The 17,726-nt window shown below is 39.8% G+C and carries 18 protein-coding genes and 1 tRNA gene; 13 read left to right on the forward strand and 6 right to left on the reverse strand.

Annotated elements, in window-relative coordinates:
- Positions 1 to 50: 50 nt before the first annotated feature.
- Both NRI27_RS04810 and dpaL read right to left on the reverse strand, forming a co-directional pair.
- Positions 51 to 608 (reverse strand): SLOG family protein, encoded by a 558-nt coding sequence (locus tag NRI27_RS04810; protein ID WP_371389780.1) that lies wholly within the window; start codon positions 606 to 608, stop codon positions 51 to 53.
- Positions 609 to 631: 23 nt separating this feature from the next.
- Positions 632 to 1,852, reverse strand: coding sequence for a diaminopropionate ammonia-lyase (dpaL, locus tag NRI27_RS04815; protein ID WP_371389781.1), 1,221 nt, complete (start codon positions 1,850 to 1,852; stop codon positions 632 to 634).
- A gap of 150 nt (positions 1,853 to 2,002) precedes the next feature.
- Between dpaL and NRI27_RS04820 the strand changes: the two genes are divergently transcribed.
- Positions 2,003 to 2,542, forward strand: coding sequence for a hydrolase (locus NRI27_RS04820; RefSeq protein WP_371389782.1), 540 nt, complete (start codon positions 2,003 to 2,005; stop codon positions 2,540 to 2,542).
- 40 nt (positions 2,543 to 2,582) lie between these two features.
- Here NRI27_RS04820 and NRI27_RS04825 read toward each other — a convergent pair whose 3' ends face one another.
- Positions 2,583 to 3,797 carry an MFS transporter gene (locus NRI27_RS04825; RefSeq protein WP_371389784.1) on the reverse strand — a complete coding sequence of 405 codons (1,215 nt, stop codon included), beginning with the start codon at positions 3,795 to 3,797 and terminating at the stop codon, positions 2,583 to 2,585.
- Positions 3,798 to 3,937: 140 nt separating this feature from the next.
- Between NRI27_RS04825 and NRI27_RS04830 the strand changes: the two genes are divergently transcribed.
- From NRI27_RS04830 to NRI27_RS04850, 4 genes are all read left to right on the forward strand, one after another.
- On the forward strand, positions 3,938 to 5,692 hold the full coding sequence (locus NRI27_RS04830; protein ID WP_371389785.1) for an ABC transporter substrate-binding protein: 1,755 nt from the start codon (positions 3,938 to 3,940) through the stop codon (positions 5,690 to 5,692).
- 263 nt (positions 5,693 to 5,955) lie between these two features.
- Positions 5,956 to 6,438, forward strand: coding sequence for a hypothetical protein (locus NRI27_RS04835; protein ID WP_371390051.1), 483 nt, complete (start codon positions 5,956 to 5,958; stop codon positions 6,436 to 6,438).
- Between the two features lie 167 nt (positions 6,439 to 6,605).
- Positions 6,606 to 7,049 (forward strand): GNAT family N-acetyltransferase, encoded by a 444-nt coding sequence (locus NRI27_RS04840; RefSeq protein WP_317941850.1) that lies wholly within the window; start codon positions 6,606 to 6,608, stop codon positions 7,047 to 7,049.
- Positions 7,050 to 7,720: 671 nt separating this feature from the next.
- Complete coding sequence (locus NRI27_RS04850) at positions 7,721 to 8,137, forward strand: pyridoxamine 5'-phosphate oxidase family protein (RefSeq protein WP_371389787.1); 417 nt, start codon at positions 7,721 to 7,723, stop codon at positions 8,135 to 8,137.
- Between the two features lie 46 nt (positions 8,138 to 8,183).
- On the opposite strand, the gene NRI27_RS04855 is transcribed toward NRI27_RS04850, so the two are convergent.
- Positions 8,184 to 8,681 (reverse strand): TspO/MBR family protein, encoded by a 498-nt coding sequence (locus tag NRI27_RS04855; RefSeq protein WP_317941848.1) that lies wholly within the window; start codon positions 8,679 to 8,681, stop codon positions 8,184 to 8,186.
- Positions 8,682 to 8,837: 156 nt separating this feature from the next.
- On the opposite strand from NRI27_RS04855, the gene NRI27_RS04860 reads away from it, so the two are divergent.
- From NRI27_RS04860 to NRI27_RS04885, 6 genes are all read left to right on the forward strand, one after another.
- Entirely contained in the window at positions 8,838 to 10,154 is a 1,317-nt protein-coding gene (locus tag NRI27_RS04860; RefSeq protein WP_317941847.1) for a sodium-dependent transporter, read from the forward strand.
- Between the two features lie 181 nt (positions 10,155 to 10,335).
- Positions 10,336 to 10,683, forward strand: a complete 348-nt coding sequence (locus NRI27_RS04865; protein WP_317941846.1) for an ArsR/SmtB family transcription factor — start codon at positions 10,336 to 10,338, stop codon at positions 10,681 to 10,683.
- A 29-nt stretch (positions 10,684 to 10,712) separates the two neighbouring features.
- Positions 10,713 to 11,993, forward strand: coding sequence for an arsenic transporter (locus tag NRI27_RS04870; protein ID WP_371390052.1), 1,281 nt, complete (start codon positions 10,713 to 10,715; stop codon positions 11,991 to 11,993).
- An 18-nt stretch (positions 11,994 to 12,011) separates the two neighbouring features.
- Positions 12,012 to 12,431, forward strand: coding sequence for an arsenate reductase (thioredoxin) (arsC, locus tag NRI27_RS04875; protein ID WP_317941844.1), 420 nt, complete (start codon positions 12,012 to 12,014; stop codon positions 12,429 to 12,431).
- Between the two features lie 172 nt (positions 12,432 to 12,603).
- Positions 12,604 to 13,785, forward strand: a complete 1,182-nt coding sequence (locus NRI27_RS04880) for an AAA family ATPase (protein WP_371389788.1) — start codon at positions 12,604 to 12,606, stop codon at positions 13,783 to 13,785.
- A 16-nt stretch (positions 13,786 to 13,801) separates the two neighbouring features.
- Positions 13,802 to 15,172 (forward strand): vWA domain-containing protein, encoded by a 1,371-nt coding sequence (locus NRI27_RS04885; RefSeq protein WP_317941842.1) that lies wholly within the window; start codon positions 13,802 to 13,804, stop codon positions 15,170 to 15,172.
- Between the two features lie 92 nt (positions 15,173 to 15,264).
- Here NRI27_RS04885 and NRI27_RS04890 read toward each other — a convergent pair whose 3' ends face one another.
- Positions 15,265 to 15,405 carry a hypothetical protein gene (locus NRI27_RS04890; protein ID WP_371389789.1) on the reverse strand — a complete coding sequence of 47 codons (141 nt, stop codon included), beginning with the start codon at positions 15,403 to 15,405 and terminating at the stop codon, positions 15,265 to 15,267.
- Positions 15,406 to 15,765: 360 nt separating this feature from the next.
- On the opposite strand from NRI27_RS04890, the gene NRI27_RS04895 reads away from it, so the two are divergent.
- Positions 15,766 to 16,284 (forward strand): hypothetical protein, encoded by a 519-nt coding sequence (locus NRI27_RS04895; protein ID WP_371389790.1) that lies wholly within the window; start codon positions 15,766 to 15,768, stop codon positions 16,282 to 16,284.
- Between the two features lie 397 nt (positions 16,285 to 16,681).
- Here the strand turns inward: NRI27_RS04895 and NRI27_RS04900 are convergent.
- Positions 16,682 to 16,754: transfer RNA gene (locus tag NRI27_RS04900), tRNA-Val, on the reverse strand.
- Between the two features lie 125 nt (positions 16,755 to 16,879).
- Between NRI27_RS04900 and NRI27_RS04905 the strand changes: the two genes are divergently transcribed.
- Positions 16,880 to 17,725 (forward strand): DNA-3-methyladenine glycosylase family protein, encoded by an 846-nt coding sequence (locus tag NRI27_RS04905; protein WP_371390053.1) that lies wholly within the window; start codon positions 16,880 to 16,882, stop codon positions 17,723 to 17,725.
- The last annotated feature ends 1 nt before the right edge of the window (position 17,726 follow it).

Raw genomic sequence — 17,726 nt, forward strand, 5'->3', positions numbered from 1 at the left:
ATTCTCCAGAGAAAGGTACTGGAGATAGCTGTTTTTTTAGCCGTGCAATTCTACTCCCAATCTTGTCGTTGCATATCTTCAGCGATTAACTGAAGGTCATCGGCTGCAATCGACAACACCTCATAATCACTCTTCTCCGAATAACTGACAGCCATCTTTTTTATGAATTTTGGCGAGCCATCATTCTCTTCGTCGTAAACAATTAAAATGGCATCCGAATTGCGTAATAGGAATTTATCCCGCTCGATGAATTGCCAAGGTGCTTCATAGGGACGTTTTGTCAAACTGACTGTGTAATCCGCATGTGCGAGGATGAATTCATACGCTTGTTTTTTCGCATCGTTCCAGTTTTTCTCCTGCTCTTCGAATGGTGTGATAACAGCTAGCTGTAGTTCAGGAAAATCGTCTTGCAAGTCAATGACCGTTTCAGCTGCCCACGTTTCAACGCCAGGCTGTCCGCTAATGATGACCCATTCAAGTCCACTTTCCAGCAGTGGGGTCAATCGGCTTTCCAATGCTTTCTTTATGATGGTAATCCCTTCATGTTTATCATTGAAAATGCCTAACTCATGTGCTTTGTATCCTGTTATGACAAGTCGTTTGATCATTTGCTCATTCCTTTTTACTTTGTTTAGTACGATTCCAAATGTGAAGGGTGATAGCCTTTCCAAACTACATCCAAATAATGCTGGGCATCCGTATTTCCTTCCGTACTGACGAAGAGTAATCGAGACTCATTGTTAATAGCTAACGCATCACAAATAGCTTTGCCTTCATCAGTCGTCCGTAAATGATAAAGTAATCCCATCGGTATCGCGCCGGATTCTCCTGAAATGATACGCGGGTCAGTTCCAATCGGATTGCCTAATACACGCATACCAAGAGCGGCTAAACTGTCAACGCAGGAAAACGAGGCAGTAGCGGCCTTTTTCAATAGTTCATAAGCATGTGTATTTGGTTCACCACATGATAAACCAGCCATAATTGTCGCTAGATCGCCAGTCACATGTTCAATGTGGCCGTCATGTGTCGTCAACGAACGGAAATAGCAATCAGCTGCGGCCGGTTCAACAACTAAAATCTTTGGTGGATTAGTTGGGTAGGCATTGATCATCGTCGCGGCAATGGACGCTGCAAAAGAACCGACTCCCGCTTGTAAAATCAAATGTGTCGGAGGTTCTGGTAGCTCCTCAATCATTTCATATGCAATGGTTGCATACCCTTGCATGATCCATAATGGAATTTCCTCGTAACCTTCCCAGCCTGTATCTTGTACGAGTACCCAACCATTCTCTTCAGCAAGTTGAGCACACATGCGAACCGTATCATCATAATTCATATCAGTTATGTACGCTTCTGCCCCTTCAGCTTGAATGGCCTGCAACCGTTGCTGGGAAGCTCCTTTTGGTAAATAAATGACTGAACGATGACCAAGCTCTTTTGCAGTCCAGGCAACGCCCCTTCCATGATTGCCATCAGTTGCTGAAATGAATGTCAACTCGCCAAGTTGTTCGCGGACAGCAGTAGCCGTTAAATCTGAAAATGACAGTGTAGAAATGTCTTTATTCAATGCTTGAGCAATGTAGTTGCCCATCGCATAAATGCCTCCCATTACTTTAAATGCGTTCAAGCCAAACCGAGTCGATTCGTCTTTTACATGTAATTGGGCAATCCCTAAATGTTTAGCTAGATCTTGGAGTGAAACGAGTGCCGTCTTTGTGTAAGAGGGGTGCGACTGTTGGAACTGGTAAATCGAACGGATTTGTTGATCGTTAAATTGGGATAGTGCTTCATCCATAGCAAGATCTTTGGTATGGAAACGATTAAGCGTCCATTTTAAGTGTGTATTCATCTAACATCCTCCTCATCATCTATCTATGCATCTATTATACTGTAATCCCGTAAGAATGCAGTTTAATGGATTGTCGGATGATTTGCATTATAGTGATTTATGATTATGATAGAAGGTATTAGTGGTAGTTGGGAAAGGGGATTAAGGAGAATGAATAAGAGAGAACAAACTGTTTTTGTGTTAGTAGATGTACAAGGAAAACTGTCTGAGATTGTTCATGAAAGTGAGAAGATGCTAACAAATTTGCGCAAGCTCATTCAAGGCTTACAAGTACTAGGAGTACCGATATTATGGCTCGAGCAATATCCGGACGGTTTGGGGCCAACAAATGAAAAAATCGCTTGCCTGTTGGAAGGGACCACACCTATCCCGAAAATGACGTTCAGCGCTTTCAAAACAGATACATTTAAAGAGCAGCTACAATTACTGAACCGCAATCAAGTTCTCATTGCGGGTATCGAAACTCATATATGTGTCTATCAAACGGCAGTAGATTTACAATTAAATGGATATGACGTTCAAGTAGTAGAAGATGCTGTGTCGTCACGTACGAATGAAAACAAAGAAGTAGGATTACGAAAGATGGCGGCTTTAGGGGTACAAGTCACAAGTGTAGAAATGGCGCTCTATGAATTGATGGAGCGAGCGGATGATCCTGCATTTAAACAATTGCTCAAGATTATTAAATGATGTAAAACGGTCTGCCTAGAATCGTTGGCAGACCGTTTCGTTACGTTAATTTCCTAAAAGGATGAAAGAACAAGCGTAAAAACAGAACGATGAATATGCACATGGAAATAACAAATAGTACACGAATTGGTAACCACTCCGCCCATAAACCGGCTATGAAAAGACCGAATGGTAACGTTAACTTCATGAGCATGGAGGACGTTCCTGCAACCCGACCTAATAAGTGATTTGGCGTGAATTCTTGTCGAATTGTAAAGTAGACAATGTTGGACAGTGTCGTTGAGAACGTCCGGATTCCTAACGAAAGACCAATCGCCCACCACGTTTGTGCGAAAATAAGTAACCCCATCGATGCAATATCAAAAAGTAAGGAGTATGTATAGATGACACCTCTACCGAACCGTTTTCGAATGCTGCTAATCACACTTGCGCCAATGAGCCCCCCGATTGCTGAAAGAGTGAACATGAAACCGACTTGTTTTGAATTTGCCCCAATTTGATCGGTAGCAAAAAAGATGAGTACACCGATGACGAGACTGGATGCAAAGTTACTAAAAAGCACGGTAATCGTTGGTGTTAACAATGTTTTATTGCTAAAAAGTTCATCGATTCCTTCTTTCATATCTTTCCAAATGGAATTTGAAGTCTCTTTTTGTTTCACAACAGGTGGAACGTGTAAAAAATGCATACATACATGCATGATGACAAGACAAATCAAGTAAATGGTAAGTGTAGATGTATAGGAAAAAACAGCTAGCAGTATGCCAGCAATTCCTGGACCGATCATCCGAATCAATGTGTCGATAAAAGAAAGTGTTGCGTTAGCAGACGTAAGTTGCTCCTTCGTCACAATTTGCGGAAGAACTGAATGATTGGCGTTACCGAACGTATAACCAGCCGATGATAAGACAAATCCAAATACATATAAATGCCAAAGTTCAATATGATTTGCAAGCAACAAAGCAATGATGCCGCACATCGAAAGGACTTGTATAAAACTGGTCCAAACCATCATCTTCTTTCGGTTTAGCCGATCAACGAGCGCTCCAGCGAGCATACCTAAAAAAATATTAGGGAAAAATTCGATCGCTCGCATCAAACTCATTGATAATGCAGATTTGCTTAAATCGTAAATGAGTAATGGTATTGCAATGCTATACATTTGCATGCCAAAGCTCGAAAGTGTAGACCCTCCCCACAAAAACAGGAAGTTTCTGTTTCTCCATAACGGACGTTGTAAAACTGCAGCCTTCATAGTACCCCCTCCAAATTTTTCAAACGCTTATTGTAAGTGTAGAATAGTAAAAGGTGCATAAAAAGTGACCACTAGTAATTTCGTTGTTCACCTTTTAGCAGTTACTTGTATGGACTACATGCGAAAGGAAGTAGATGCATATGAAATACGTTGAGTACTTACTCGAATTGACGGACCATTTTCAAGAAGACGATGAAACAGAGACATCTATTTCTGCGCTTGCAAGTATTTTGAATTGCTCAGAGAGACATGTAAAAACGATTATGCAATCGCTACAAAATGATGGTGTTATTGAGTGGCAAACACAAAGGGGCAGAGGGAAGAAGCCTAGATTGACCGTCAAAATGTCAAGAAATACTGTTCTACTCATACAAGCAAAGAAAAGAGTAGGAGTTCAACAATATCGTGAGGCATTCAAGCTAATGGAATCGCTGGGGCGTGTAGAGCAAGAGGAGTTTCGTAAATGGTTTTCTAATCATGTAGGGTTAACGCAGAAAAGGGAGAAAGATGCTTATGAAGTTGATGTATTGCGCTATCCATTCTATGAAACGAGCCTAATCATGGACCCCTTATGGACGACATCCCGTCACGATGCACATATGGTTCAGCAAGTATTTGATCGACTTGTAGAATATGATGCAGTTTCCAATCGGCTGAATCCAAGTTTAGCTCGCCATTGGGAATCAAAAGATGGAAAGTGTTGGACATTTTATTTAAATAAAGGGATTACGTTTCATCATGGAAGAGAGCTTACGAGTACAGATGTCCAATTGACGTTTTCCAGGTTAATGGATGAAAAGGATTTATTTAGAACGATAGACAAGATAATTATTTGTAATCGGACAGTAATCCAATTTATGTTAAAGGAAGTAGACTATCTCTTTCCTCGAAGTCTAGCAAGTACAAAAGCGTCCATCGTGCCAGTTGAGATTGTGACAGCCAATCCGGAGAAGTTTAAAGTCTTTCCGATTGGCAGTGGTCCCTATAAGTTGACAGTGCATGACGAAAACCTAATTCGACTTGAAGTGAATCAATCCTATTTCTCGGAACGCCCGTGGTTGGATCAAATAGATATCATTAAAACACCAACCCAATATAAGGCTGAAGCGGGCCATCCATTTTTATTAGCTGCGCCTGATGCAACGTGGAGGCAAGTGAAACGCGTAGAAGATGGAGCAAGCTATATCTCATTTAACTGTATAAAAAACGGCCCAATTCGCCAACAAACTATTAGGAGAGCGATTTGTGAGCGACTTCAACCAGCGGCTATACGGAACGAAGCACTGGACAAAGAAATTGTTGCAACGAGCTTTATCTGGAAGCGATCAGAGCAGTGCAAATTGAAAATAATAGTAAGAAGCAATGATTTCACGTATAAAGGTCCTGCTTTGCGGATTGCTGCTCAGCAAATTCGTCCTGGTGCAAATCATTTGAGAGCTGCCAAGTATCTTCAAGGACAGCTGCATACAATGGGCATTGAATCGACAATTGACCTAGTTGAGGCATCACACTTAAGTTCAAGTGAAAATTTGGCGAAATATGACCTTTTTGTTTGCGGGATATTGTTAGGGGAAGATCGACTTTTATCTCTGCTTGCAACGTTACAATCCTCACTTTATACAATCTATCCCACAGTAGATGATCGCACGAAGAAAATAATCGATAAGAAGGTTAGGGAAATTAGATTGTCTCAGGAGGAATCTATTCGTTGGACAAAGTACTTTGAAATTGAGGAAATGCTGAAATCGATACACGCAATATTCTTCTTAAATCATCGATTCCATGCTGTCTATGAACCAGAAGATAGTCCATATGAGGGCATCCAACTAGATAGCAATGGACGAGTGGATTATCGAAAAGTGTGGAGGAGGTGGGATAATAAATATAGGATTTGACTGTAAAATTATTGTTGTAAGCTGATTCGCTTTAAACAATAATCGTATCTTGCTTCCCATTTAACAACCCAATTGACCAGGCACATCAAATGCTAGTGCTGCTTTAACTGATGGCAAGCGCGGACAATGAAATATAAGATGACTGTAAAAAGTGCCCTGTCCTTTATCGAATGCTGTGCTTGTTATTTTTAACGATTTTAGGAGGTTTTCCTATTAACGGAAGCGAATTAGATGAGTAAGGTGAAAATAAAAAGTTGGAGGATATGTTCTTGTTCAAAAATAATTTTTTTTTGATTTGCGCAGTTTTTTTAGCATTAGTAATTGCGGGCTGTAATGACGAAGAGCCAATAAAAGAAGAAGTTATTCAACACAATTGGAGTGAAAGTCCTCTCTTTAAATCAGGAAGTTACACAATGATCGGCGAAGAAGGACGATTGGCATTTATTTACGATGATAGCGAGGTAGTTAGATTTTATCCGGACAAAGTGCAAACGTATATGTGGCACTTTTGGGGAAACGAAGATGAGTTAATTGGTGATTTTAAGGTTTTAGGAACTCACGAAAACAGTGATGAGGAAATAACAGTTGTACCAACAATAGGGAGTTCTTTTCCTAGCCCAAGTAATGGTGCAGATCATCATATCCCAACAAATATGATGCTTCCTAAAAGTGGAATGTGGAAGTTAGATGCTTATATTGGAGATGAAATATTTGGGAGTATTTATTTGAAAGTTCATAAACAATAAAGCCATTAATGAACTAACGAGGCAGTTTAGTATAAGAGTGCTGTTTAACTTTTGTTCAGCAATCAGGCGCAATTCTCAAAATTTGAATTGCGCCATTCCAACAATAGAGCAAATTGGTTTAATATGTAAAAACTTATTGCGATAAAAAAGGGGAGAAACTTTGATTAATGTTGGTAGAATTAAGAACAATTAATGAAGATAATTACGAGGAGTGCTTGAATTTACGTGCATCGGTTACTAATGATGACTTTGTAGATTCTGTAGCGTGGTCTTTAGCGGAGGCGTGGGTGTTTTACGATGCTTCTCGTCCCTTTGCGATTTATGCGGGTGATGTGATGGTGGGCTATGTTCTAATGTATATTGGAGAAAATAACCCTCAAATCATTAATTTCATGATAGATAGCGATTTTCAAGCACAAGGTTATGGTGCGGCTGCTGCTAAGCTTTGTGTTGAATACCTGTGTAAAGAGTGCAGCGCAAGTAAAATTTCTTTACCAGTTGAACGTGAAAATAGCGTAGCTCAAAGATTTTGGAGTAAGGCAGGATTTGAGATGACAGACGACATGGAGAATGGTTATCTCTTTATGCGGTTATACATACCGGAAAACTAAGCTTGAAGTTAAGTGTTGTTTTCAAAAGACATGACATATTTTCTTTTTGAGGTTGCACATATGCTACCGAAAGAGATGGAATGTGTACCTCAATCTGTTTTACGGAGAACCACCTTATAAGGGGAAATTGGCATTTGTTCCCCGGAAACTAAAGGGTTGCAAAGAGTACGATAACGAGGAAGTTGAATATAGTATGCAAAAATCATGTTCATTAGAAAATGAACGATGGGGCATTGACCTACTTTTTTTTCAGCTTTTATCAGCAACTAAAACAATTTTAACCCCAATTGTTTTACAACAAAAAACCACCACCCTATAAAGGGTAGTGGTTGCTCATTTGCTTTTAAAAAGCCGCCTTTGCCGTATAGGTTTCATAGAAAGTTTTAAACCACCACTCCTCAAAGTGGGTGTTCGCAAAAACATTCCTGTATGTCCCGATTGATCATTGAACCGGGCCTGCCATTCCTGTTCTTATATAAACTCCCTTTTACAGCTTAAAGGTTAAAACTTAATGTGTATACGAACAATGCAGCTCATACGTATATAATACGCAACATGCGTTTAAATATCAATGAGAAATTTTTCCTTATTCTACGAGTAGGTCTGTCGATGTTTAGTTTTTGCCCAATATAGGAAGAGTTAGAGGAGAGACATAAAAGGAGTGAGTGAAAATGGATGCAAAAGCGACAGCAAGAAAGATTTTAGATGAAAGTTTAGTCGGGACAATGGCGACCGTCAAAGGAAATAAGCCATTCAGTCGGTATATGACATTTTTCAATGAGGATTTCACTCTGTACACAGCGACATCGAAACAGACGGACAAAGTGGAGGAGTTGGAAGCGAACCCAAACACGCATATTCTCATCGGTTATAACGGAGAAGGCTATGACGATGCATTCCTTGAGATTATGGGCACTGTAAAGATTTCTGACGACGAAAGCTTGAGAGAAAAAGTGTGGAACGAGCATATGAAACCTTGGTTTTCAGGTCCTGATGATCCTGACTTAATTATCTTGAAAGTGACGCCTGAATCGATGCGACTCATGAATAAAAAAGGCCAACCGCCACAAGACATTCAATTTACTTAAGCCAAAAAATCCCTTGCGTAACTAAATGTAAGGGATTTTTTGGTATTCACTTATTTAATTTCCACGTTGCATAATTTAAACCTAACGCAAAGACAACCCATCCGATATAAGGAATCATCAACGTCCCAGCAGTGTTGTCCACTTGATAAAATTCATAGGTCGTCAAGGCAATCGTTGCTAATAAAATTGTCATTTCTATGAGGGCAGTTCCCCGCAATCCCCATTTGAAAAACAGAAAAGACCACAAATAGTTCAACCCTAGTTGAATTTCATATGAGGGAATGCTTGTCGGTTCTTTGTAACCGATCTCCTTTTTTCGTTCAACGCGATATTTTGCCAGCCCCATCATGCCATATAAGGTTGTCCATGCAATCGGAAAGACAGCCGGTGGTGGAGAAAATGAAGGCTTTTCAAGTCTTTTATACTTCTCTTGTGCGTTCCGATTGGCGAGCCAACCCGTAATGGAGCCACCGATGATTGGCAACAATATGCCAACAGCAACCCGTTTACGATCCAAGCGGCCATTCACTTTCAAAAGTTCCATTTTACAACCTCCTCGTACTGTAGAATTCCCTTCTTTTAGATAGACAAACCAGAAGCGCTTTATTTCCGAAATAATAAAAATAGTACTGATTCCTATGTTGGTACGGTATACTAATACAAAATTCAGTGGTTCACTGGGAATGAAGTGAGTGATTAGATGAAACAACGTGAACAATGGACGTCCAAAATTGGATTCATATTAGCGGCAGCGGGAAGTGCCATCGGACTTGGCGCAATATGGAAGTTTCCGTATATGGCTGGAATGAATGGCGGAAGTGTATTTGTGTTACTATTTATTTTTTGTACATTAGCAATTGGATTGCCGATCTTACTTGCTGAATTTGTCATTGGAAGAAGAGGGCAAAGTGATGCGGTCACTTCACTATCAAAGCTTGCTCCGAAAAGTAAATGGCATTGGATTGGTTGGATGGGACTAGGTTCTTCCTTTATCCTGTTGTCTTTTTATAGTGTTGTCGGCGGTTGGATTCTTTCGTATTTAGGCAGGGCATTGTTGTTTAAGCTGGATTTGACGAATTACAGTAACCTTTTTAATACGATTATTGCCAATCCAGTTGAAGTGCTCATCGCACAAGCGGTCTTCATGATGTTGACAATTTGGATCGTCCAAAGTGGCATAAAAGGTGGGATAGAACGTGCTAGCAGCTGGATGATGCCGTTATTGTTCATATTTTTCATCGTCTTAGCGATTCGATCATTGACGCTTGAAGGGGCAATGGAAGGAGTTCGTTTTCTTTTTGTACCTGATTGGTCCTATTTAAATGGAAAGACATTACTAATGGCACTCGGTCAAGCCTTCTTTTCTTTGAGTGTAGGGGTAACTGCAATGATGACGTATGCATCTTATTTATCAAAAGAAGAACGACTTGGCCAATCTGCTTTTAATGTATCCATCCTTAACATTGTTATTTCGTTATTAGCAGGAATTGTCATTTTTCCTGCAGTGTTTGCACTCGGACAATCACCGGCAGAAGGCCCTGGACTTATTTTCGTCATATTGCCAGCAATATTCAATGAAATTCCTTTTGGGGCATTTTTTATGATTATCTTTTTTGTATTAATGCTTTTTGCCACGTTAACGTCTTCGATTTCTATGTTGGAAATTGTCGTGTCGACTGGTATTCGTAGCAAATACAACCGTAGAAAACAAGCAGCTTGGTTGTTTGGAATTCTTATTTTTATCGTCGGCATTCCAAGCGCTTTATCATTTGGTCTGTTGGCTGATATTCAATTACCAGGCGGAACGTTCTTTGATTTTGCGGATATGTTGACAAGTCGCTTCGGTTTGCCAATTGGTGCACTTCTCATTTCTATTTTTGCTGGACACGTGTTAACTTCGGCACAAACGAAAGATGAATTGCGTATGCATCCTTTCTTGCATAGCGCATGGAAGTTCATCGTGCGATTCATCGCACCTGCTGCGATTGTGATAATTTTTATCGCTGCATTCTTTTAAACGAAAGCCGCTTACAAATCAGGTAAGCGGCTTTCTTATGCATCTAGTATGTCGGTGTTTCATGGAAATGCAATGGAGAGAAATCGATGTGTTGATTAAGCTATTTACAAAGCTTAACAAAAAACTCCTTGCGTATATAAGCATATAATTATACGATGTTAATGAGGAGGGGGAGAGAACGATGGATAGGGGAGAAGTCATTGAGTTTCAACGTGCTTCACAATTGTTGAAGTTATTGGGAGATAAAACCCGGTTAACCATGATGAAATTACTTCAAACACATGATTGCTGTGTGTGTGAATTTGTAGCAATTTTTAACATGAGTCAGCCGGCAGTTAGTCAACACTTGCGTAAGTTGAGAGATATTGAATTGGTAAAGGAAGAACGAAAAGGGCAGTGGATTTTTTACTCCATTAATACAGAGCATGAAGATTATCCTTTCATTCAGAGTATCCTTGCTTATCTGCCCGAACAGGATGAATCGATAGCAGCGCTAGAAACACAAGGATTACGCATTATATGCGAGTAGGGAGGAAATAAAGTTTGTATCCAGTTATTATGGCTTCATTGATTTTTATTGTTACGTTAGTTTTTGTTATTTGGCAGCCTAAAAATCTTTCGATTGGTTGGTCTGCCTGTATAGGAGCCGTTGTTGCGCTATTGTTTGGTGTTGTCGATATTGGGGATGTCATTGATGTAACAGGGATTGTTTGGAATGCAACGCTTGCTTTTATTGCTATCATCATTATTTCATTGATTTTGGATGAAATCGGATTTTTTGAATGGTCTGCTTTACATATGGCGCGTATTGCCAAAGGGAGCGGCTTACGGATGTTTGTCTATGTCAGCATTTTGGGTGCAATTGTTGCTGCATTGTTTGCGAATGATGGTGCAGCATTAATACTGACACCAATTGTATTAGCGATGGTGCGTAACTTGAAATTTAGCGAGAAAATGATTTTTCCTTTTATTATCGCTAGTGGTTTTATTGCCGATACGACGTCTCTACCACTTGTTGTTAGTAACTTAGTCAATATCGTCTCAGCAGACTTCTTCGGTATTGGATTTGTGGAATATGCATCTCGAATGATTGTGCCTAATCTATTTTCGTTAGTTGCAAGTATTATTGTCCTCTATTTGTTTTTCAGAAAAAGTATTCCTGGAAACTATGACATGGCGCAGTTGAAACGACCGAAAGAAGCGATTAAGGATGCAAAGATGTTTCGTCTGTCTTGGTATGTCTTAGGTGTGCTACTTGTTGGCTACTTCTCAAGTGAATTTATCGGTATACCGGTATCCTTCATCGCGGGGATTGTTGCGATTTTCTTCTTACTTATGGCAAAAAGAAGCTCGGCAGTCCAGACTACACAAGTGTTGAAAGGTGCACCTTGGGCCATTGTCTTTTTCTCGATTGGAATGTATGTCGTGGTGTACGGATTAAAAAATGCAGGATTGACGACGGTTTTGGCGGATGTACTACAACTTGCAGCCGATCAAGGATTATTTAGTGCGACGATTGCGATGGGCTTCATTGCTGCATTTTTGTCATCCATTATGAATAATATGCCGACTGTTATGATTGACGCATTGGCAATTGCGGAAACAACAACGACAGGACCCATTCGGGAAGCGCTAATTTATGCCAATGTCATTGGTTCTGATCTGGGGCCAAAAATTACGCCAATTGGCTCACTTGCAACCTTGCTCTGGTTGCATGTACTAGCGCAAAAAGGCGTTAAAATTAGCTGGGGGACGTATTTCAAAGTTGGCATCATCTTGACGATTCCAACATTATTGATCACGCTCGTTGGACTGTATCTATGGCTACTCATTATCTAATGGAAAGGGTGGAATGGAATGGCGAAAAAAAGCTTGTATTTTCTATGCACAGGTAACTCATGCCGAAGCCAGATGGCAGAAGGGTGGGGGAGAAAGTATTTAGGTGACGAATGGGATGTCTATAGTGCAGGCATTGAGGCACATGGAGTGAATCCGAACGCGGTGAAAGCAATGAGTGAAGTCGGGATTGACATAACCAACCAAACATCGGATATCATTGATCCGCAAATTTTAAACAATGCTACTTTAATTATCACATTATGTGGGGATGCTGCGGACAAATGTCCATTAACACCTCCACATGTCGAACGGTTACATTGGGGATTCGATGATCCTGCAAAAGCTGAAGGAACCGATGAAGAGAAATGGGCTTTCTTTCAACGTGTAAGGGATGAGATTGGAAGTAAAATTAATAATTATTTTAATGATATGTATTAAGGCGAGTCTGCTTGTGGGTCATTGGATTTATTCAATGTTCCACAATTTTTTTTGTGTAGAAAATTCGAGAGATAAAGATGACCTGTTTTGTTTTCGATTAACAAATGAATGGTTTGGAAAAGATAGAAGTATGTTATGAGTAAAATGAATGACACCAATAGGAGGGGATGACTTGAAAGAACTTCAAAAACTGATAGCGATAAAGGCAAGTTTAAATATGCGATTTGTTGAGCGAGAAAAAGAAATTGAGGGGATGTTAATTTCTCTACTGGCTCGTCAGCATATGTTGTTGATTGGTCCGGCGGGTACAGCAAAATCTGCAATGATAGATGAGCTGATGAAAAGTATTGAAGGGGCAACATTGTTTCAATGGCAATTGACGAAATTTAGTACCCCTGAGGAATTATTTGGCCCATTATCATTAAAAGATTTGGAAATTGGTCTATATAAACGCAATACGAGCAAGAAAATGCCGGAAGCGAATGTTGCTTTTCTAGATGAATTGTTCAAGGCTAATAGTGCGGTCTTGAACAGTTTACTTACTTTGATGAACGAAAGGCTTTTCTACAATGGAGATCAACCCATGAAAGTCCCTCTATTCTCTGTCATTGGTGCATCGAATGAATACCCTGAAGAGGGAGAAGGGTTAGATGCTCTTTTTGATCGGTTTCTATTGCGCTATGAGGTGGATTACATAAAAGAGCAAACCAATTTCCTTGCAATGATGAAACAAGATGAGCAACTGAAAGAAGTACCAACGATAACACTAGAGGAGTTGCATGATTACCAAGAGCTTACGGAGAAAGTAATTATCCATAATGATATTTATGAAGCGCTTGTAAAAATACGACAAGAACTAAGCGATGAAGGCATTCGGCCGTCAGATCGTCGTTTTAAAAAATCATTACGGATTTTACAAGCAAAAGCGTTGTTGGAGCAAAGAGGCGTCGTGCATACGGATGACCTTGTCATTTTGGAAAATGTTTTATGGAAAACGCACGATCAAAAAGAGGCCACTTCTCTTATTGTTCGTAGACACGCTGAAGATGCTGTCATTCGGAAGTTGGATAGTATTCAAGCAGAAGCAGTTGAATTGTTTACAATTGTACTTCAACAACATTGTGTGGACGCAGGAGTGGAAGCATCTCAGAAATTAAAAGCGCTACTGGCAGATTTGATGAAGTTAAAAGAAACGCACCATACTCGTGAAGAAGCAATTGAACAACTTTTATCTAAAGTACAATTGATGCACGAAGAAGTACTAACGTTTTTGTTGGAACCGCTCTATTTTGATGCTTCAGCAAAGGTGAGAGAATTTAAACAAAATATGTCGTCAATGAACTACAAATTGTAAGGAGAGTCTTGCGTGAATGGACAACCTGTCAGTCGTCAACACCGATGCATTTGACCGTAGACGTTTTCAAGAGATTTTTAATATGTCTAATCGTCTTTACCAACTCGAACAAGAAACGGACTATCCATTGTTTAGAGCATTACTCGGTGATGTGTGGGCGTGTTTGTATAAAATGAAACCTGAGATTAGAAAGGGGGAAATTGATAGTCAATTACAGCTAAATTTGCACTTCATCCAGCAAATAATGGCGCATGAACAGTTTGTGTCATTTCGGCGTGTCACTAGACTGGATGATTTTGTTTCTGCAATCGGTGCAATAAAATTTGGAGAGATGATTAATCGCTGGCTTACGGAGTTAAGGGATGCAGATAAAGACTTCGATCGTATGTTTGAACCTAATAATTCACGTTGTGAGTGGGAGAGGTTGGATGATCGAGAGTTGCAAAGAATAGAAGTAGCAGTTGACCGTTCTGTCGATGAAAATAGTCATCGCTTTAACGACATGATTGCGGCAGTCATGCAAGAATCGAAGTGGCTAAAATTCCAACTGCAATCATTGTTGGGTGGCTTAAAGTCGGGTGATGGGGAAGCGTCATTGAAGAAAGTCCCTTTACGTCACCAGTTCATGATAGCGGATAAAATGTTGGAGAATAAACAGTTAAAGGAGATTGCTGAGTGGGCCGGCCGGTTCAAACAAATTGCTCGGACAAAACAACGAACTACAACGCTTGAATCTGTTGAAAAAAACGGCGTGACAATCGGCAACGCAATAGATGCGTTAGTACCGATCGAATACAGTTATTATTCACACCCGTTAACAAAAACGGATTTTTTGCGCCGGTTAGCCGAAGGACAAACGTTGCAATATGAACAACAAGGTAGGGAAGTGTTAGGGAGAGGTCCGATTGTGCTCTGCTTAGACCAATCTGACAGTATGAGTGGTCTTGACGCACCTTCGAAAGGATTCAGTTTAGCACTTTTGGCGATTGCAAAGCAGCAACGTCGTGATTTCTGTATCTTGTTATTTTCAACTACGACACGCATGTTCATCTATAAAAAGGGAAAAGTGAAGTTTCCTGAAATGGTGAAGTTGACGAAAACCTATTTAGGGGGAGGAACAAATTTTTCGTGCGTACTCGAAGAAGCGGTGACTGTCATGAAAGAAAGCCGATTTCGAGCAGCAGATCTAATTTTGGTAACGGACGGAGAGGACGAAGTGAGCGAATCCTTTTTAACTTCGTTCCGACAGGCAAAAGAGGAGAAAGGCTTCCAAGTGCTATCACTCGTTCTTGGCCAAGCTTGTGAGAGCGTGAAGAACTTTTCTGACAGGGTTGTGCAGATTACAGATTACAACGATGAAGGGGCTTTTATTGCTTTTGAGGTTTGATGTTCTATTGTTTAAGAAAAGTTTTATACTATTGCGTAGCATAGTAAACAGCTTGGTTTACGAATAAATTAAAAAAACTTCGGCTCTCTTTCTTATTCTTCAAGCCCCAGTTTTTCAACAATGTCCCGCAATGCTACTGTATATTCGCCCATTAGTTCGGGGTTATCTTCGTCTTCAACGCCGTTGGTGAACTTCGAAGCGGCGACCGACAATCGTTCGAAATCTTCGATCATCCCTGCTTCCGTGATTTCATTGTGAAAGTATCCGACATATATATTGGTTGCACTTGTCAAAGTATCCGTTGCGGCGTTTTGTGTTTCCTTTCTTTGTTCTCATGGTAAACTTTAATGGATTTAACACACTAATTTGTATACTAACATGTATACAACAATTTGAAGATACTGCATAAATTTATGTGGTGTTGTTAAACCAACGCTAAAACTGAGGTAGTTTGTTTAATCGAGCATATTTTATTGTGGATAAATGGAAAATTTGTGTTAAAGTGTTTGTAGAATGAATGATTTTGGTAAACGAACGGGAATGATTGTTTAACATTGGTATTTAGAATATGGGAGTAATGGAGGGGACACTTTATGGTTGGTAAAATTATTGTACGATATTTGTTTTCTATATTCCTGATTTTTATTATTTTTGGTTGTAAAAACAAATCTGAAGAAGAAAACTTTGTAACTGAAAAAATTGAGGCATCAAATTTTGTTCTTGAAATAACATCCCCTTCTGTTATTAAGAATGGGCAAATGCTTAAGGTAGAGGGAAAATTAACATATGTAGGTGATGTACCAATTGAATTATCCCATGGTGAACCTATTATTCGTTTTTCTTTTACTGGATCGGATGAACATGTTTATACTGATGGTGGATTTATAACAAAGATACAGACAGGGCAAACTATTAAAGTAGAAGAGGAGTTTAAAGTTACAAAGGCTGGAAAGCAAAGTTTAAAAGCAAGAACAACATTAATTCTGGTAGACGGAAAGCCAATAAAAGGAATAGGTAACGAAGAATACATAAAAAATGAAACGAATGAAGAATTAATAGAACTCGGAAACAGCAAGATTACTTCAGCACCTCTTATAATTAATGTTAAATAGGTTTTACTTCAATTAATAATTCTTATTCAACTAATATTGTATCCTCAAAATGAAAATATTTATTATATTAATTGAATGAATTTCATAATTCTAAACCCTTTGTGTAATGAGTAACATTAAATCTTTTTATTACCATTTTTTGTATAAGTCCTCAGCGGAGGACTTAAACTCTCCCCTTCAATGTGCTAAATTATTGGCGTAATGCAAGGGAGGAGTATTTTTATTTGCATTTCTCACGATTTTGGCTTGGATTTGAGAGAGCGTGAAGCACGGAGAACAAAAATGCGGACATTCGATAAAAAACCATAAAAAAACAGCCCCTAGGCATCCGGCCTAATAGGACTGTTTCGGAGAAGTATTGTTGTTCCGACAATACTTCCGAGGGTTTGGCACCCAATGATTCCGACTGGGCTCGAACCAGCGACCTCTACCCTGTCAAGGTAGCGCTCTCCCAGCTGAGCTACGGAATCGGGAGATAGTTGTTTACTGCACAAGTTATATTATAGCGCGTTTGAGTTTAAAGTCAACACTATTTTTAAAAGTTTTTTCTTGGACCGTAAAAAGGTAATATAGATGGAAGAGGGAGGTGGGACGTATCGATAGTTCTATTAAGTTACCTTTTCGATATGATTATGATCGTGCGCTTGAACGGTTAGCATCCGATCCAGTGCATTCGATAAATTTGGCAACACGTGAAGTACGAATTCCAATGGAGGAAGGGAATATTGTACGTCTTGTTGGTACGGGTACTACGGTGAGTCCATCGTTTATTTTGCAAAATGTGCTGAATGAAGACCAAATTGAATGGGTGAAGCGTCGTTTTCATTTTCATCAGTCGCTCGATCAAATAAATCATCATTTTATGCAAACGGATTTGGAGCAATTATTTATCGAGCATGCGGGTACACCGCTCGTTCGAAACTTTTCTTTGTATGGTACACTCATGCAAAACATCATCCACCAACAATTAAATCTAGCTTTTTCCCACACATTGACGATGCGATTCGTTCAAGCGTTTGGCTCAAAGCAAGAGGGCGTTTGGCGGTATCCAAAACCTGAAGTTGTTGCTCGTCTGCAAGTGGATGATTTGAGAACCCTGCAATTCAGTGCGCGTAAAGCAGAATATGTCATCGGTTTGTCGCAAGCAATTGCCGATGGACGACTAGATCTGAATAAGTTTGAGACGATGGAAGATGAAGAGGTCATACGTGAGTTGGTTGCCTATCGAGGTGTTGGTGCGTGGACAGCTCAAAATTTTCTCTTGTTCGGGTTAGGTAGACCGAATTTGTTCCCGATCGCAGATGTCGGTTTGCAGAATGCTTTGAAGAAAGTGTGGAATCTTACGCGTAAACCGACTGCAGATGAAATTGCAGAGCATTTTCCGAGGTGGTCTCCGTATTTAAGTTACGCTGCGCTGTATTTATGGAGAAGTATCGAATAAA

The organism is Sporosarcina sp. OR05 (assembly GCF_041414805.1).
GTDB classification, from domain to species: Bacteria; Bacillota; Bacilli; order Bacillales_A; family Planococcaceae; genus Sporosarcina; species Sporosarcina saromensis.